A 16035-nucleotide genomic window follows, 5' to 3' on the forward strand; every position below is an offset into this window, starting at 1 on the left:
TACGTGAAAAGTATTAGCCTTCATGGCTGCGCCCCGTCCACGTCCAAGTGAGCAGCGCTCTACATGCGCCCCGTTAGCTGATATGTATACGGTGCCTCTATCATACGCGAAACAGGTCGCAGCGGCAAGCGTCAATACTTTTGGTTAGGGATATGTTGAGAGATGGTTCGACGTGACCAGCAAGCCAGGTGTACGTGGAGAGGGCGCCACACGCGGAGGCCGCCCTGCTGCGTTTGCGCAGGCCAGCGTGCAAGAACGACTGCGCAGTGCTGTGGCGCCTACAGGATCGTGGTGCCGTGCCGTTGCCTGCTCGCACAGCAACGTGGTAGAAGAGCACGTGGATCCTCCCGTACCTATCGGAGAGGATCACGAAACAGGATCCGTCTCGGTGGAGGCGCCACAGGCATGCGCTGCTCGTTGCGCACCTCGCTCCACCATCACGCCGCATGCCGGCCTTCTACGTTATACTTTTGGCATGAGTACTGAATGCTTCACTTGGACAGCAGAAAGGATGATGCGATAGAGTGAAGCAACGGGACTCCACCTGGAAAATACCCTGCCGGCCCGCGGCTCTTCTTCGCGAAGAGACTGCCAACGCGAGACCTGTATTTCCAGGTGCTTTCCAAGGTCGTAATCACACGAGAGCGTTGCGCTTCGAGCGCCAGTAGAAGGCTCGATCCGCCTTGGAGCGTTCCCTTTCATTTCAAAGGAGCATTGCTATGTGGTTTACTGGTATCGATTGGGCTGACACCCATCATGATGTGGTCGTCCTCGACCATGAAGGAGCGCTGTGCCTGCGCCTACGGATTGACCATACTGCCGCAGGAGTTGCCTCCTTGATTACGCGCTTACGCGCACTTACTGGCCCCGATCATCAAGATGAGATGATCTGTGTGCTGGAAACCAAGACCAATTTACTCGTGACCGCTTTGCTGAAGGCCAATTTTGTCCCGTATCCTATCAATCCTAAAACGGTTGATCGCTGGCGTCCCGTCTCCGGCGCCAAATCCGACCTGCTTGATGCCTACACCCTGGCCAAAATCGCCCGCAGTGATTGGCGTGATTTGAGGCCCCTGCATCTGCCAGAGCAGGGGTTGCAGGAACTGCAACTGTTGGTGCGTGATCAGCAGGGATTGATTGGAGCGCAGACGCGTCTGGCGAATCAACTCCGCGCGTGCTTGAAAGCGTACTACCCGGTGGTCCTCGACGCCTTTGACAAAGGGACCACGTTGCAGAAAAGTTTGCTCGCTTTCATCGTCGCCTATCCGACTCCTGAGCAGGCACATCAGGCAAGCGTAGAGGAGCTGACCCAGATCTTCAAACAGGCACGCCATCCTCATCCCCTACCGTGTGCGCAACGGGTCTGGCCACTGCTTCAACAACCGCACCTGGAGGCGAGCGCGGCGGTGGTGCATGCCAAATCCCGACTGGCGCAAACGCTGGTCGCCCAACTGCACACCCTCATGGCGCAGATCCATGACTATGATCTGGCCATTGAGGAGCTCTATCAGCAGCAAGATGAATATGAGGTCTTCGCGAGCCTCCCCAATTCTGGCAAGCGATTGGGCCCGCGGTTGCTGGCGGAGTTGGCGGTCATTGACCCTCATGAAGCCACTGTCGCCGTCGCGCAACAACTCGCAGGCACCGCTCCAGTCACCAAACAAAGCGGCAACAGTCGCTATGTAGTGCAACGCCAAGCGTGTAGCAAAACGCTTCGCGCTACAGTGTATCTGTTGGCGGCAGAGAGTTGCAAGAACATCAGTTGGGCGCGAGCGTATCATGACCAGAAAAAGAAGCAAGGCAAAAAGAGTGCGACCATTTTTCGGGGGCTGGCCAATACATGGCTTCGGATTATCTGGGCGATGCGGCGCAAGAAAGAGACCTATCAGGAGGACACGTTTGTACAAGCCCAGGCTCGCCATGCGCCAGCGGCCGCCTGAGCGGTGCGTGCTGCCGTGATCTGCACGGCATGCCGTGCAGATCACGGCAGCACGCGACAGCGGAGCACCCAGAGATCCGCGATTGGAACCGATACAGCAACTCTTTGCTTCAATGGGAGGGCCTCTGGCGCCCGTGGAGTCAAGGGGGAAGAGCAGCGGGCTTGAGACCACGGCGAGTCAAAAGCGAAACGAGCCTCACCCATTGAACGACCGTACCCTGTCTCATCATCTGGGTGTGCTGGTTGCACACCCAGCATCAGGGCACTGGGTCAGTCTGTGCTCAAAAAGCCTTCGGGATATGAGCTGAAAAGGTCTTTTTTGGCCCCCCTTGACAGAGAGCGTCTCGCGTGTGGCGCCCTCTCCACGGACGATCCGCTGCTTTTCTCCACCTATTTTTATGGCCACAAAAGCGCTTCAACGAAACGTATTGAGCAACCAGCGTTGCCGGTACGAAGGCAAAAGCCTTGATTTTTATATATCTTTATGATATATATCTAGCAGATATATTAATTGTCGGTTAGCAGTTCGTTGGAGAAGAGGGTTTTACGATGGCTACTGTTGTTCCAGGGCGTTTTGCAGCTGAGGCTGATCAACCATTTGTTGTTTTTCAGATTGGTATGCGTATCAATAAATTTTTCGCGGTCCATAAATGGGTTCCCACGGTCCTGGCTATGGGTCCAATGTTGCGCTCACTCTATCAGCATCCCGAGCTTGGTTTTCTGGGTGCGGAAACGTTTTTCGGGTTACGTGGACCAGTGATGATCCAGTACTGGCGCTCATTTGAGGATCTGGAGAGGTTTGCTCGTGCGAAGGATGAGCCACATCTGTCAGCCTGGAAGCGCTTTAATCGGGCGATTGGTACGGATGGTAGTGTGGGGATCTGGCATGAGACCTATATGATCGAGCCTGGCAAATATGAAGCGGTCTATGGTAACATGCCGGTCTTTGGACTGGCGGCGGCTACCCGCCACGTCCCGGCCATCGGTCGACGCGAGACCGCTCGCCGTCGTCTGGGCGGCCAGGGAGAACCTGCCGTCGCTACGCCAGCGCAATCCGGGAATGCCACGCCATCCCAGGTCGTCAATGAGCTCAATTAAATTATCAACATGCACATCATTAGGTGGAAATCCTCTTATTGTGGGTCGGCGTATAGTGAAGAGGAAATGAAGATTGCTTGCTGGTGTGATGACGCATCGACAGGCTTTATTAAAAGGAGGATTCCCCATGGCTAATGTAGAAGCAACACATATCGAAGGCTACCTTAAAGACATGAAATTTCCTGCTCAGCGTGACGAAATTGTCGCGTTTGCTCAGCGCAAAGGCGCTGACGATCAGATCGTCAGCCAGATGCGCCGACTTCCAGAGCAGTCATTCAATTCGGTCAACGAGATCGTTCGCGCTTTGAACTCCAATCAGGGTTCAAATCAGGGTTCAAACCAGAATGACCGCGCTGGCTCACGTAACCAGCACTAGTTTTCCTGACAGGCGCCTGATATCGGAAGGCAGCGTGCAGATTTGCACCTTATCTTGAGCATTGAGAATTGTGCTACTGCTGGCTTTTCTACGTGCAGGAGCATATCCCTGAAATTCTCAGAGGCAGTCAGATGGGGGTGTGATGATCTCGTCTGATGCATATACCATGCGGCTTCTGAACAAGGGCGTTAGTGAAAATAGGAAAGAGCACGACGATGGAAACACTGTTTCTTTATCGCCGTGCTCTTTCCTATTTGTGTTGTTAGCTTAGTTATTGCTGAGGATAGTTGGGTCCGGATTGTCCATAATGATTATTGCCCTGTGCTCCATAAGGAGCCTGTCCATAGCCCGCTCCTGATGGGGACGACGGCTGATCGTATGGTGCTGGCTGACCATAAGGCTGTTGCTGGCCATAAGGAGCTTGAGGCTGCTGACCATAAGGCTGTTGCTGACCATATGGTGTTGGTTGACCATAAGGAGCCTGAGGCTGTTGCGGCGCATATTGACCATAAGGCTGTTGCTGACCATAAGGAGCCTGAGGCTGTTGGCCATAAGGCTGCTGCTGTCCCAGGGTCTGGGCCTGGCCATATGCGTTCATATTGGTTGCTCGCCCCTTGGTTTTAAAGATACCGTACGCCAGCAGGGCGAGTCCGCCGAGCAGCAGGATAATACCGAGAATTAAACCATTTTCTGTAAAACAGATCAGTAACCCCATGAATGCAAGGAGTGCGCCAATAATAATCCGACCCCACTTTGGACCAACAATGCGATAAAGGCCCCAGACAATTAAACGATACATGCGCTATTTTCCTCTCCGCAAATGAATAATAAAAATCATAGGAAACGCATAAAAGAATATAAGTATGTCAATACTGCGCTTTAAGCTACATTCTGTTGCTTGCACCCCTATGCCCAATAGCTCGAATTAGTATAGCAGTTTATGTTGATGCACACAATTCAGCATAGTACTAAAATACCGCTATCTTATCGATTAGCCGCGTTTTACTGCATGGCTATGTGGCACCTACGGTGCTGGATTGTGGTGGGGCGTGCCTGGTGACCAATACTTTCGGTGAAGCGTCAGAAAGGACAGTGCGATTGCAAGCAACCTGGCGTACCGGCAGCGCTCGTCGCTGCGATTAGTGCACGTCCGAGCAGGTAACACGAAAAGAAGAAGAAGGGGTCCTAGCTCCCAGGGACATGCTCGTACGCCGACAGGCCGCAGCGACGAGCGCTGCCGGTACTTTATTATCTCTTCACCGAAACGTATTGTGCCTCGGGGCAGCATATAGATGCACTTGAGACCTTGATTGACAACTCTACAATAAAGATATAGCAGATGTAAAAATCAGGAATATTCTCTCTTGCTTATAATTATTGTATCTCTGGAAGGAGCCATTATATGTCAGATCAACCAGGGCGCCCATCACCTGTTCATTCTGGAAACAATTATTATGGACAAACCTCGACTCCGCGACAGGGCGCTCCACTCAGGCCATGGCAGCAGCCAGCGGTCCTGCCCCTGACGCGCAGAACTTCGAAAAAGCAACAAGTGCTGGCTATGCTGCTTTATAGTCTGATAAGTATCCTTATCCTGGTAAGTTGCCTTTTCACGATAAATTCTAATATTGATAAAGATCCTAATAGTTGGTTTGGATTGATCAAATTTTGTCAGACCGTGGTGCTAGTATGCGTGCTTGCTCCAGCGACAACCCTCCTCTGTGCAGCTCTCTTTGGCAGTTGGCGTGGTGCATTGGTCTCCTGTATTTCAATCTATAGTAGTATTCAGATCACGCATCTCCTGAATAACCACTTCAGGCCCGATATGAGTCTGGTCAGTTTCTGGTTCTTGATTCCGGTATTCATTGTCATACTGCTGGTGGGCCTGAGCTATGATCTGAGAAAATACGTTGGCGCGCCGATACCTGTATTCGTTCTTTTTGCTGGGAGCATTTGTCTTGCTTTTTGTTCTTCCCTTTAGCATAGGGGGGATCCCGGCAGCCAGGACTATGGATTCGGGGCCGTTATTATATTTGCCTGCGCAAGTATCTTTATGGTGCCGGTCTGGGTGGGTTTGACGCTGAGTGTTGACAAAATCATCCAGAAAAATTTGGGTTAAGCCACTGGAATCGATGGCAGGATTCCTGGCGGTGGAAGGGGTCTCGGGACAGCGTGTAGATGCACATGAGGCCTTGATCGACAGCTCTACAATAAAGATAAAGCAGACGTAAATAAGCAGGAATCTTCTCTCTATTACCTATGATCATTGTATCTCTGGAAGGAGCCATTGTATGTCGCATCAACCAGGGCATCCACCCGCTGCTAATCAGGGAAACAAGTATTATGGACAAACCTCTACGCCTTTACAGCCAACTCCAGGCAGGCCACGGCAGCTACCAGCGGTCCTGCCCCTGACGCGCAGAACTTCGAAAAAGCAACAAGTGCTGGCTATGCTGCTTTATAGTCTGATAAGTATCCTTATCCTGGTAAGTTGCCTTTTCACGATAAATTCTAATATTGATAAAGATCCTAATAGTTGGTTTGGATTGATCAAATTTTGTCAGACCGTGGTGCTAGTATGCGTGCTTGCTCCAGCGACAACCCTCCTCTGTGCAGCTCTCTTTGGCAGTTGGCGTGGCGCATTAGTCTCCTGTATTTCGATCTATAGTAGCATCCAGATCACGCATCTCCTGAATAACCACTTCTGGATCGATATGAGCCTGGCCAGTTTCTGGTTCTTGATTCCGGTATTCATTGTCATACTGCTGGTGGGCCTGAGCTATGATCTGAGAAAATACGTTGGCGCGCCGATAAATGTAATCGTTATCCTCCTGGGAGCGTTGGTCCTGGTAGTTGTCCTGCTCTTTATTGCATGGAAAAATGGGGATCCCAACGGCCCAGTTACTATGTTGTATGGCGGAATTGTCCTTATTGCGCCGCTCTGGGGGCTTTTGACGGCGGGTGTTGAAGAAATCATCCAGAAGTGTCTGGCTTGAATCTGGGCCGTCGAGTATATGTATACAGAGAAAAATCCCGGGCCACTGGTGAAATCCTTTGTCAGCTATGTACAGAAACGTGTTAAAGAAGAAAAGTATTATCTGAATTACGATGCCATCAACACCGACGCATTGGCCAAACACCATTAAACCAGGTAGGTTCGAGGGCGGAGGCAATCGAGGGCAAGCCTCGAACCTACGGGGTGTTATCGAGGGGGATCTGGAGGAATCTGGCGCCTTCGTGGGCGCGGGGGAGTTGTTGAGAGGATGGCCGAGGAAGCCGTGGGCTTCGATGCTGAAGTCGAGGATGGATTGAAAGCCGGCTTTGTGGATGCCTTTTTCGGAGATGATATTGTCGGGCTTATAGAGGATCCAGAAGCGTTCGATGTTGGTGATGTGCTGGCGCATAATGGCCTGGAGTAAGCGGGGATAGATGCCGCGTCCGCGCCAGTTGGGTAGGGTGGCGAAGTCCCAGAGATAGCGCTGGCGGTCCGGGACCATGAAGCGCAGTCCGATCTCGACGATCTCACCAAAATGAGTGGCTTCCCAGCCATAGGCTACGGCGTCGCGTCCCAGATAGGCAATATAGGCCTGGCTGCCAGTTCGCACACGGCGGGTCACTTCTTCCTCGGTGAGATGGGCCAGATTCGCCAGGGCCGCTCTGTCCCTTGCCACGCCGACAGAAAAGTCTGGCAGGGGAGCGAGTTCTGGCAAGGGATCGCCTTGCCACCATGTTGCTAATGCCATATGTTTGTATTTATTTATACGCCAGGCCCCATTCGCTAAATAGAGTCCGCGCACCCTTTCGTCAATATGTAGAGACTATAGTACAGCTACTATTATAGCATCTATGTATTCCTACGTGTTTTTCCACCAGAACGAAAAAGATGGAACCTTTTGAGCCTTACCTGCTGTATATAGTAGCGAGAAGGGAGGGACGTCGTGGTTAGCTGTGAAACGGAGCTTGTGGAACGATCGACCTATGGGGACCAGATGGCGTTCCAGCAATTATGGGAGCTGCACCATGCGGTGGCGATGGCGGCGGCGCTCAGGATGTGCCATCAGCGTCCGCTGGCTGAAGAGATTACGCAGGGCGCGTTTTTGCTGGCCTGGCGTGGTCTGCCGCGTTTTCAGGCGGGCAGTCCATTTCGCCCCTGGCTGATGCGGATCCTGTATCGTCATGCCCTGGATGTCATGGAGAAGCAGCGCGTCCACCTGCATCCTGTCTCGCTGGATGATGTGGTGGTGCAGGAAGCGGTCTATGGCGATGGAGCCCGCGATATGCAGGAACTGGTCGTGCAGCGCGACGAGGTGCGGCAGGCCCTGGCTTATTTGAACGCCGAGCAGCGTCGCGTGATTGCTCTGCGCTATGGAGCTGATCTGACCGAGCTGGATATTGCCCGGGTGCTGGGCTGGCCGCCGGGAACCGTGAAATCGCGTTTAAACCGTGCCCGTGAGCAACTGCGGCGCCATCTAGTGGAAATAAGAGGAGGAGGTTTGTGATGCCCGATGCATTTGGCCGATCACCGGAACCGGAGCAGCCGCTTACGGATGTCGAGCAGGTACTCTCAGCATACTATGGCCCGCCGCTGGACGAGCAGCCTTTGCCTCCACGGACCTGGATGCAGCTACAGCAACAGTTGAAGCGCCCATGGTATCAGCCTGCCTGGCTGGCGCGGGGACGGCGTCCGGTCCGTAGCGCCCCTATGTATATCCAGGAAGCCTATGTCGAGGTTGCGCGCAGTGCTGATATCCGCTGGCGTGTACCAGCGCCGCGTTTGCGCTATCGCCTGGTACGCCGTGGCGACCTGCCCACGATCAGGATCGCGTTTCTGCTGCCCCGTGCTATCCGTCTGACCGATGTTCGTGGTCGTCAAAGGATTCTTGATCAGGTCGAGCTCGATGTCCTGCTGGCCGGTGGCCTGGCCCGCTATCTACTCAACCGTAGGCCCGTGAACCAGCTACTATCCTGGCTGCTCTGTCTGCTGGCCGCTGGTGCCATCTTGAGTAGTATTGTGCTTGGCTGGCAGCAACAGCTCGCCTGGAGTCTTGGGCTGGCCCTTCTTAGCGCCTGTATGTTTGTGTTGATCCATAGCTATCAGCGCTGGCTGACCTTCCAGGCTGACGCCCGTGTGGTGAGCTGGCTGGGCCGTGAGCGTACCTGTGAGGGACTGCAAGGACTCGCCAGCCGCAGCCGCCATTCCAGGCGTCCAGGCTGGGGCACCCCATCGCTGGCCGCCCGTGCCCGGCGCATCTGCATCCATGGCGTCCCCGGTCAGCGCGGGGTGGCCGATCGGGGTCCGTTGCTGCCGATCTCAAAGTGAATGCGATCCTGCTAAAAGAAAGGAGAAGGATTATGGTCAAGACATACAGCCCTGAGATCGAAGAGCCGCCGGTCCGCCCTACGCAGACCAGGACCAGTCGCTGGTGCAGCGCTGGTGGCCCTGGTCTCGCTCGCGCATTGGACTCGGCCTGGATAGTGATGACGACTTGCTCATCCTGCGCAACACCACTACCGTGCCCTGGATGCTCTACCATGGCTATCATCGGCTAGGTCCAGTCGAGCCCGAGCAGGCCCTGACGCTACACATCAGCAAACATGGCACGCTCAGCGCCCGGCCTCATGGTACAGCGGATGCCGTAGATTATCTGGCCCTGCCCCTGAACCAGCGTGTCACCGAAATCTATATCTACCGCCGCACCTTTAACCATGAACACGAAGTCTACGACATGCGCGTCATGGCATGAACTGGACACGTTCGATGTAGGTTCGACCCTCGCGTTCGATTGCCTCGCCTCACGATACCATTCGTCTCAACACGAGGCACATGTGCTCATAGGAACGTTCCGGGCCAATGGTATTGTGCGCTGGCGCATCCTGATCGAGGGCGGAGGCAATCGTGGGCAAGCCACGAACCTACAGGGTTTCTTCGACGCGGTCGAGCCATTCATGGATCATGGCGTTGAAGAGTTGGCTTTGTTCGATGTGGCCGTTATGGCCGGCACGATCGAGGACGGCGAAGGTGCCGCGTGGATATTGTTCGAGGATGTTCCAGGCGTCGCGGTATCCGACTACCGTGTCCTGGCGGCCGGTGAAGATCAGGACGGGTCTGGTGAACGGCTGGGCCAGCTTACTGAACTGCGCGAATTTGCGCTGTACCACGCCTCGGCTGAGGTTGCCGCCATATGATTCTCCTGCGATCAGGAACGGTTGTCCGGGGATGACGGCATCAATGAAAGCGACCACCAGATCCAGCATATCATCGATGCCCTGGATCTGGTCGCTGGCAGGTGTGCGTCCCATGCCGGGCAGATCCAGATAAATACGTTGCCAGCCTGGTCGCTGGGCAAACACCGGTTCCATACAGCCAGTCATCAGGCGATGGTCAGGTGTATAGCCATGGATCATAATAATGGGGGTGCCGGTACCATATGTCTCATAGTAAACGGGGATGTTGCGAACGATGCATTCCATGTGTAAAAACAATCCTTCAAATAGAGTAGTGGCATCAAAGCGTGTGCTTATGCGCCTCGGGACCAATGGTCATATAGTAAACACAACAATTTGCAGCTGAAAAAAATTCCATGGCAGGTGGGCTTGCTCGTACGCGAACTGGTCGCAGCCACGAGGGTTGCCGCTACTGGAGGGGTAATGAGAATGACATGGTGGTTCCCGCGCCCGACTCACTCTCGACCCAGATGGAGCCGCGATGGCGTTTGACGAATTCGGCTGAGATATACAGGCCCAGGCCCAGACCGGGGTAGGTGAGCTGGCTCTCGCCTTCGACGCGGAAAAAGCGTTCAAAGAGGTGCGACTGCTTCTCTTTCGCGATGCCGATGCCAGCATCTCTCACCGAGATAATCAACTCGTGCTCAGTGCGGACCGTCTTCACAAGGATGGTATCGGCCTGGGTGAATACTTGATGGCGTTGGTCAGCAGATTGGTTAGCACCTGTCCAATGCGGTCACGATCCGCCTGGAGGGTGACGGATGGGGCCAGTTCCTGCACAATGTGATGCCTGGTGGTCACACGTTGTGTTTCTTCGACCACATCATTGATGAAGGTGTTGGCATCAAACGAGGAGTAGTTCAGTCGCAGTTGCCCGTTCTCGATCTTGGTGACATCGAGGAGCTCTTCTACCAGGCTCGTCAGTTTATTGAGCTGTACGTCCATTTTCTGGAGCAAGACAAATGAACGCATATCGCCACTCTGCTGGAAACGCCGCTCAAGGATCTGGGCATAGGCTTTCAGACTGGTGAGCGGAGTTTTTAATTCATGGCTGGCCACGCCGATAAATTCGTCCTTTTGCTGTTCAAGCTTCTTGCGATCGGTGATTTCCATCACGATGGTACCAATCAACGCAACCTCTTGATTGCTTTCATTCATCACCGGATAAAAGCTGGTCAGCCAGTAGCGTATGACACCAGGAGCTTTTGGTGTTTCTCCCATTACTTCTACATTCAGTATCGGCCTGCGCGTTTTCGCTACCTCATCAAAAATGGGAACAATAATTTTTGCGATTTCCGGTAACACTTCTTCAATGATTTTGCCAGGATGCTCTTGTGTCGGTATGCCATTTATTTCCGCCAGGAAATCGTTGATGCGCACATAGCGATGCTCCATATCAAAGAACGCAAAGCCAACTGGTGCATTTTGGAGCAGTGAGTCAAGTTGGGCCAGCGTGGCTTGTTGTTGTCTCGTGAGTTGGCGCAGTTCTTCTTCAGTTTGTATTTGTTCAGTAATATCCGTGTTTGTCCCAAACCAGCGCAGCACCTTGCCTTTTTCATCTTTAATGGGAATAGCGCGAGAAAGAAACCAGCGATATTCTCCATTTTTACTGCGTAGTGGGAAGGTATCCTCCCATATCTCGCCCATTGCAAGGGAGTGACTGAACTTCTCCGTTACCCGCTGCACATGATCGGGTGATGCACTTTTTGCCAGCCCCAGCCTTGCATCTCTTGCAAGGTCGTTCCGGTATAGTTATACCAGCGCTGATTGTACCAAAAAAGCCAGCCGCTCTCATCGGACATCCAGGCCAAGTGGGAGATATTATCGGCAAGGGTGCGAAAGCGTGCTTCGCTCTCCTCTGCGGACTGAAGTATGTGCTGCTGGCGTTCGGTGATATCCTGGGCAATGACGAGAATACCTTCAGGAGAAGGATAGATGTGATGCTCGAACCGGCGATTGAGCGCTGGATAGCAGGCGACAAACAGCCCTATTGTATTTTCCTGGACCGCACGCTGTGCTTCGGCGGCGAAGGGGGCCGCAACCGCCTCCGGAGGAGATCCCAGACCGGCTGTCCGAGTAAGGCTTCGCATGGTTGCCCGATCAATAAAGCCGCCAGGGGATTGACATAGGTATAGCACCACCGGGAGTCCATGGTTGAGATGGCCCCGTCCAGCGTATCCAGCAGGCTCATGAGCTGCTTGCCCGGGTCATGACTCTTTGTCCCGGGAGGTATGTGCCGGGTGTTTTCGACAGATGCCGCTGGCGTTCCATGTGGAGGCTTGTGCGTCATATGAGTGATCGCTCTAAAACCTTTCTCAGTTTCTCATCGATGGACATACCTACTGTGTAGACGATACACAAAAAAGCCGCGTTGTTGCAAGCAGAACAGGGGAATGAGGCTCAAATTTTATAAATAGTGGAAAAGGCTTTGCATGTTCTTCATGAAAGACCTTGATTTCTCATTTTAATTGTATCATTCACGTCAAGGCATGACAACGTGCTTTTGGACGGCGTTTTTTATCTACGCCTTCGGTATACTTTTCCTGCGAGTTGTGGGATAAGATATTTAAGAAAGGGAACACAGAGTATGAAGTGGCGCTTGCCACGTGCGCAGGCACGGTCGGTTCCTGAGAGTGTGACTGAGCCCGAGCGGGAAACGCTACTGCCGCCTGGACCCGCGCGGACAGGTTGGTTACGGGCTTTTACGTCGTTACGGCAGAGGAACTTTCGGCTCTTCTGGTCCGGGCAGATTATCTCGCTTCTGGGCACGATGATGCAGAGTATCGGGCAGACCTGGCTGGTCCTGCAACTGACCCATAGTGCCTGGCAGATTGGCCTGGTGGGAGCATTGCAGGCGCTGCCGATCTTATTTTTCTCAATCTTTGGTGGCGTCTTCGCGGATCGCTGGCCCAAACGGCGCGTCCTGCTGCTCACGCAGTCCGCCGCTATGCTCCAGGCGCTGCTACTATGGATCTTGATCGCGACCGGTAGATTACAGCTCTGGCAACTCTATGTGCTGGTACTATTGCTGGGATGCACCTACAGCCTGGGCAAGCCGGCGAGCCGGGCTTTTGTCGTTGAGATGGTCGGTCGTGAGGACCTGCCCAACGCCTTTGCCTTGAACTCTCCTTCAATAGCCTGGCGCGGATCGCGGGTCCCGCGCTTGGTGGTTTGATCATCGCCGCCAGCAACGTCACCACACTCTTCCTGCTGAACGCGCTCAGCTTTATCCCGGTCATCGTCAGCCTGCTTCTAATCAGGAGCCATGAGCTCCACAGTCAGGTACCTTCTTCACAAAAAAGGGATAAGCCGCAGAAAACCTGGCAGAGCCTGCGCGAGGGCCTGGCCTATGTCTGGAGCACGCCGGAGATCATACTGATGGTTCTGGTGGTAGGATTAGTCTTATTATTTGGCTCAAACTTCAACGTGATCCTGCCACTCTTCGCTACCGATAGGCTGCATGTTGGCGCAAGCGGCTTTGGCTTCCTCTCGGCCGCGGCTGGCATTGGTGCCTTACTGGCGGCACTCTGGCTGGCCTGGAGTAACCAGCCAGCGACCCCACGCAGCGTGTTACTGGGTATGCTGGCCTTTGGCATCCTGGAGATCGCATTTTCATTCTCGCCCATCTACATCCTATCCCTGCTCCTCATTGCCAGCATCGGCTTCAGCGAAGAACTCTTCGCCATGCGTGCCATGACCACCCTGCAAACAATCACCCCCGAGCACCTCACGGGACGCGTCACCAGTGTCCAGGTCCTCTTCTTCGATGGCAGTCTGCCCCTCGGCTATCTCCTCATGGGCTGGCTCTCCGCCACCTTCGGCGCTCCCCACGCCATGCTCACCGGCGCCCTCCTCAGCCTCCTCATCGCCGCCGCCGCATGGCTATGGTGGCGGAAAACGTAGGTTCGTGGCTTGCCCACGATTGCCTCCGCCCTCGATCAGGATGTGCCTGGACACGATACCATTGGCTTGGGACGTTTCAATGCGTGCACGTACCGTGTGTTGAGGCGAATGGTACCTTGAGGCGAGAAAATCGTGGGCAAGCCACGAACTTACATTGGGTATGGTCGGGGAGGGATATTTTGGCGGCGGTTCCTAAAAGACTGTATTGAGAAGGAGGTACTAAATAGTTGAAATTATACTTATATGCGTGTTATGTTACGCACATGTACACCATTGGTGAGTTTGCAAAACTGGTAGGGGTTGTTGCAGGAGGCGTTAGGCCATGGCACCAACGATGATTAAAGCACACAAGATTGGCCTGCATCCAACTCCTGAGCAGGAAGACTATCTTCGACGGGCAGCAGGTACCCGCAGGTTCGTGTACAACTGGGCTTAGCAGAATGGACAAAGCAATACAAAGCGTACCAGGAAGGCAAACGGGAGAAGAAGCCCACCGCCAACGAGCTCAAGAAACACTTTCGGGCGATCCGAGCAAAGGAATTTCCCTGGACCTTTGAGGTCACCAAGTGCGTGATTGAAGGTGCCTTTGATGATCTTGGTGATGCCTTCTCTCGCTTCTTCAAGGGGCAGAACCAGTATCCCACCTTCAAAAAGAAGAACAAGAGCAGGGAGACATTTTCCATCGCGAATGATAAATTTTCGGTGGGAGACCACTGGATCATCGTTCCTGTCTTGGGGCAATTTCTTCTGGACAAGCAGCAAGCGAATGGGATCCTACCTCAGAAGATACGGAACAAGCGCACCTACAAGCGGAGCCTGGGCAAGGTCAACATGGCAGAGTCATTGCGCTTTGTGGTTCCTGATCCGAACAAGAAAGCTGGCAAATGGCGCAATGAGCGCAAGAAGATCCCATGTTCCTCCGTCAAAATCATGGGCGCAACCATCGGTTTGTCTGGCGGGTACTGGTATGTGAGCATTCACGTGGAAGTGCCTAACGTCTCTGTCATCAACACCCATCCGATTGTCGGCGGTTTGTTCAAGAACCGCTGCCTCTCTCGTGCAATGGCTGATGCCGGGCTAGGCCAGCTATTGCGGCTCTTTGAAACTAAGATGCAGACCGTGGGTGGGCAGGCCATCTTCGTGAGTCGGTTCTTCCCATCCACAAAAATGTGCTCTGGGTGTGGGTACGTCAAAAAGCGCATGCCCTTGAAATACCGGACCTATTGCTGCCTGAAATGTGGCTTGCTGATGGATCGTGATTTGAATGCGGCGATCAATCTGGAACGCGAGTGCCGCCGCTTGCTAGAAGCAGAAGAGTGATCCGTTCCCGTTGTGGATAGTGGCTCAGGCCCAACGTAAAAACGCCTGTGGAGACTGTGTGAGGCCGAAGCCGGTAGCTGATCTCAAGGCCCGGTGCTATGGCGATGGTCTATGAAGCAGGAACAACGAAATTTGCCATCTGTGGCAACTTGCTGCACACAGGTGCGTATCAAGATCGGAGCAGACAAATCTCATGTTCCTCATTAGCTAACATCTTTTGAGCCACCTACCTCTATTTTAAACAAGAGCGTTTGCCGTTGTCAACCTGTGCTATTTGATACTGCCGACGGTGACTCCTTTGATAAAGAAGCGCTGGCTGAACAGGAAGAGGATGATCAGTGGTAGTACTGTCAGTAAGGAGGCAGCCATCAGCAGGTTGAATTGGATGTCGTGCGTGGAACGGAATACCTGGAGTCCGACTGCCAGGGTGCGCTTGAGGTCGTCCTGGAGATAGATCAAGGGGCCCATGAAGTCGTTCCAGGCGCTGATGCCGGAGAAGAGGGCCACGGCGGCCAGCGCGGGCCGCGATAGGGGGAGGATCACGTTCCACATAATCTGGAGTTCCGTGGCACCATCCATCCTGGCGGCTTCAAGCAGTTCTCTGGGGATTTGCAGCAGGAACTGCCGTAGCATAAAGATGAAGAAGGCTCCAGCGAAGAAGTGGGGCACGACCAGCGGTAGGATGGTGTTGATCCAGTGCAGTCGAGCAAACATGTCGAACTGGGGGACGATGGCGATTGGGAATGGGATGAACATAGTGGCGAGCACGATGTAGAAGACTTTATCGCGTCCCGGCCATTCGATACAGGCAAAACCATAGGCTACGATCAGGTTGGCCAGCACTGATCCTATGATGGTGAGGAGTGTGATCAGGAGTGTATTGCCGAAATAGACTGCGAATGGAATCTTCGTGACGGCCAGGACAAAGTTTTCGAAGTGGAGTGTTCTGGGAAATAGTGCGGGTGGAAATTCGGCCAGTTCGCTGGTTGATTTGAGGGCCGTACTCAACATCCAGTAAAATGGCACTGCGTAGATGAGGCACATGATGAGCAGGAATAGACGCGGGATGGCTGTTTGCATCACGTGCTGCAAGCGGGCGCGCCGCCGATAGCGTGTCATCTCATCTGTCGCGACGGCTTTTTTGTCCATAACCTGAGTTGCCATATATATATCC

16 protein-coding genes and 1 pseudogene are annotated in these 16035 nt (G+C 53.7%); 10 read left to right on the forward strand and 7 right to left on the reverse strand.

Annotation, left to right across the window (positions count from 1 at the left end):
* The first annotated feature begins 719 nt into the window (after window positions 1-719).
* The 3 genes from KDW_RS29360 (at window position 720) to KDW_RS29370 (ending at window position 3413) form a co-directional block, all read left to right on the forward strand.
* Window positions 720-1940: an IS110 family RNA-guided transposase gene (locus KDW_RS29360; protein ID WP_151758169.1), complete on the forward strand. Its 1221-nt coding sequence runs from the start codon at window positions 720-722 to the stop codon at window positions 1938-1940.
* Between the two features lie 548 nt (window positions 1941-2488).
* Window positions 2489-3037: a DUF4188 domain-containing protein gene (locus KDW_RS29365; protein ID WP_151759451.1), complete on the forward strand. Its 549-nt coding sequence runs from the start codon at window positions 2489-2491 to the stop codon at window positions 3035-3037.
* 127 nt (window positions 3038-3164) lie between these two features.
* Window positions 3165-3413 (forward strand): DUF2795 domain-containing protein, encoded by a 249-nt coding sequence (locus KDW_RS29370; protein ID WP_162005728.1) that lies wholly within the window; start codon window positions 3165-3167, stop codon window positions 3411-3413.
* Window positions 3414-3684: 271 nt separating this feature from the next.
* Here KDW_RS29370 and KDW_RS33375 read toward each other — a convergent pair whose 3' ends face one another.
* Window positions 3685-4212, reverse strand: coding sequence for a hypothetical protein (locus KDW_RS33375; protein ID WP_198925678.1), 528 nt, complete (start codon window positions 4210-4212; stop codon window positions 3685-3687).
* Between the two features lie 603 nt (window positions 4213-4815).
* Here KDW_RS33375 and KDW_RS29380 point away from each other — a divergent pair.
* Window positions 4816-5394, forward strand: coding sequence for a hypothetical protein (locus KDW_RS29380; protein ID WP_151759453.1), 579 nt, complete (start codon window positions 4816-4818; stop codon window positions 5392-5394).
* Between the two features lie 661 nt (window positions 5395-6055).
* On the opposite strand, the gene KDW_RS29385 is transcribed toward KDW_RS29380, so the two are convergent.
* Complete coding sequence (locus KDW_RS29385; RefSeq protein ID WP_151759454.1) at window positions 6056-7156, reverse strand: GNAT family N-acetyltransferase; 1101 nt, start codon at window positions 7154-7156, stop codon at window positions 6056-6058.
* A gap of 195 nt (window positions 7157-7351) precedes the next feature.
* On the opposite strand from KDW_RS29385, the gene KDW_RS29390 reads away from it, so the two are divergent.
* From KDW_RS29390 to KDW_RS29400, 3 genes are all read left to right on the forward strand, one after another.
* Entirely contained in the window at window positions 7352-7912 is a 561-nt protein-coding gene (locus KDW_RS29390) for an RNA polymerase sigma factor (RefSeq protein ID WP_151759455.1), read from the forward strand.
* The gene (locus KDW_RS29395; RefSeq protein ID WP_151759456.1) at window positions 7912-8733 is read left to right on the forward strand and encodes a hypothetical protein; all 822 of its coding nucleotides are present in this window, start codon (window positions 7912-7914) and stop codon (window positions 8731-8733) included. The genes KDW_RS29390 and KDW_RS29395 overlap by 1 nt, the downstream gene beginning before the upstream one ends.
* A 103-nt stretch (window positions 8734-8836) precedes the next feature.
* Window positions 8837-9157, forward strand: coding sequence for a hypothetical protein (locus KDW_RS29400; RefSeq protein ID WP_151759457.1), 321 nt, complete (start codon window positions 8837-8839; stop codon window positions 9155-9157).
* A 169-nt stretch (window positions 9158-9326) separates the two neighbouring features.
* Here the strand turns inward: KDW_RS29400 and KDW_RS29405 are convergent, their stop codons facing one another.
* The 4 genes from KDW_RS29405 to KDW_RS29420 form a co-directional block, all read right to left on the reverse strand.
* Window positions 9327-9884 carry an alpha/beta fold hydrolase gene (locus tag KDW_RS29405; protein WP_151759535.1) on the reverse strand — a complete coding sequence of 186 codons (558 nt, stop codon included), beginning with the start codon at window positions 9882-9884 and terminating at the stop codon, window positions 9327-9329.
* A 163-nt stretch (window positions 9885-10047) separates the two neighbouring features.
* Window positions 10048-10302, reverse strand: coding sequence for an ATP-binding protein (locus tag KDW_RS29410; RefSeq protein WP_162005729.1), 255 nt, complete (start codon window positions 10300-10302; stop codon window positions 10048-10050).
* Complete coding sequence (locus KDW_RS33380) at window positions 10299-11324, reverse strand: sensor histidine kinase (protein WP_198925680.1); 1026 nt, start codon at window positions 11322-11324, stop codon at window positions 10299-10301. Before KDW_RS33380 ends, KDW_RS29410 begins: the two co-directional genes overlap by 4 nt.
* Window positions 11312-11728: a PAS domain-containing protein gene (locus KDW_RS29420; protein WP_198925682.1), complete on the reverse strand. Its 417-nt coding sequence runs from the start codon at window positions 11726-11728 to the stop codon at window positions 11312-11314. Before KDW_RS29420 ends, KDW_RS33380 begins: the two co-directional genes overlap by 13 nt.
* 598 nt (window positions 11729-12326) lie before the next feature.
* Between KDW_RS29420 and KDW_RS36295 the strand changes: the two are divergent.
* The 3 genes and pseudogenes from KDW_RS36295 to KDW_RS29435 all read left to right on the forward strand — a co-directional run.
* A pseudogene (locus tag KDW_RS36295) lies at window positions 12327-13541 on the forward strand (MFS transporter); the annotation flags it as partial.
* Window positions 13542-13863: 322 nt separating this feature from the next.
* The gene (locus tag KDW_RS34575) at window positions 13864-13977 is read left to right on the forward strand and encodes a helix-turn-helix domain-containing protein (protein WP_233097999.1); all 114 of its coding nucleotides are present in this window, start codon (window positions 13864-13866) and stop codon (window positions 13975-13977) included.
* Between the two features lie 134 nt (window positions 13978-14111).
* Window positions 14112-14861, forward strand: a complete 750-nt coding sequence (locus KDW_RS29435) for a zinc ribbon domain-containing protein (protein ID WP_233098000.1) — start codon at window positions 14112-14114, stop codon at window positions 14859-14861.
* A gap of 270 nt (window positions 14862-15131) precedes the next feature.
* Here the strand turns inward: KDW_RS29435 and KDW_RS29440 are convergent, their stop codons facing one another.
* Window positions 15132-16025 (reverse strand): carbohydrate ABC transporter permease, encoded by an 894-nt coding sequence (locus KDW_RS29440; RefSeq protein ID WP_151759461.1) that lies wholly within the window; start codon window positions 16023-16025, stop codon window positions 15132-15134.
* Window positions 16026-16035 lie beyond the last annotated feature (10 nt).

This window comes from Dictyobacter vulcani, assembly GCF_008974265.1.
Classification (GTDB): domain Bacteria; phylum Chloroflexota; class Ktedonobacteria; order Ktedonobacterales; family Ktedonobacteraceae; genus Dictyobacter; species Dictyobacter vulcani.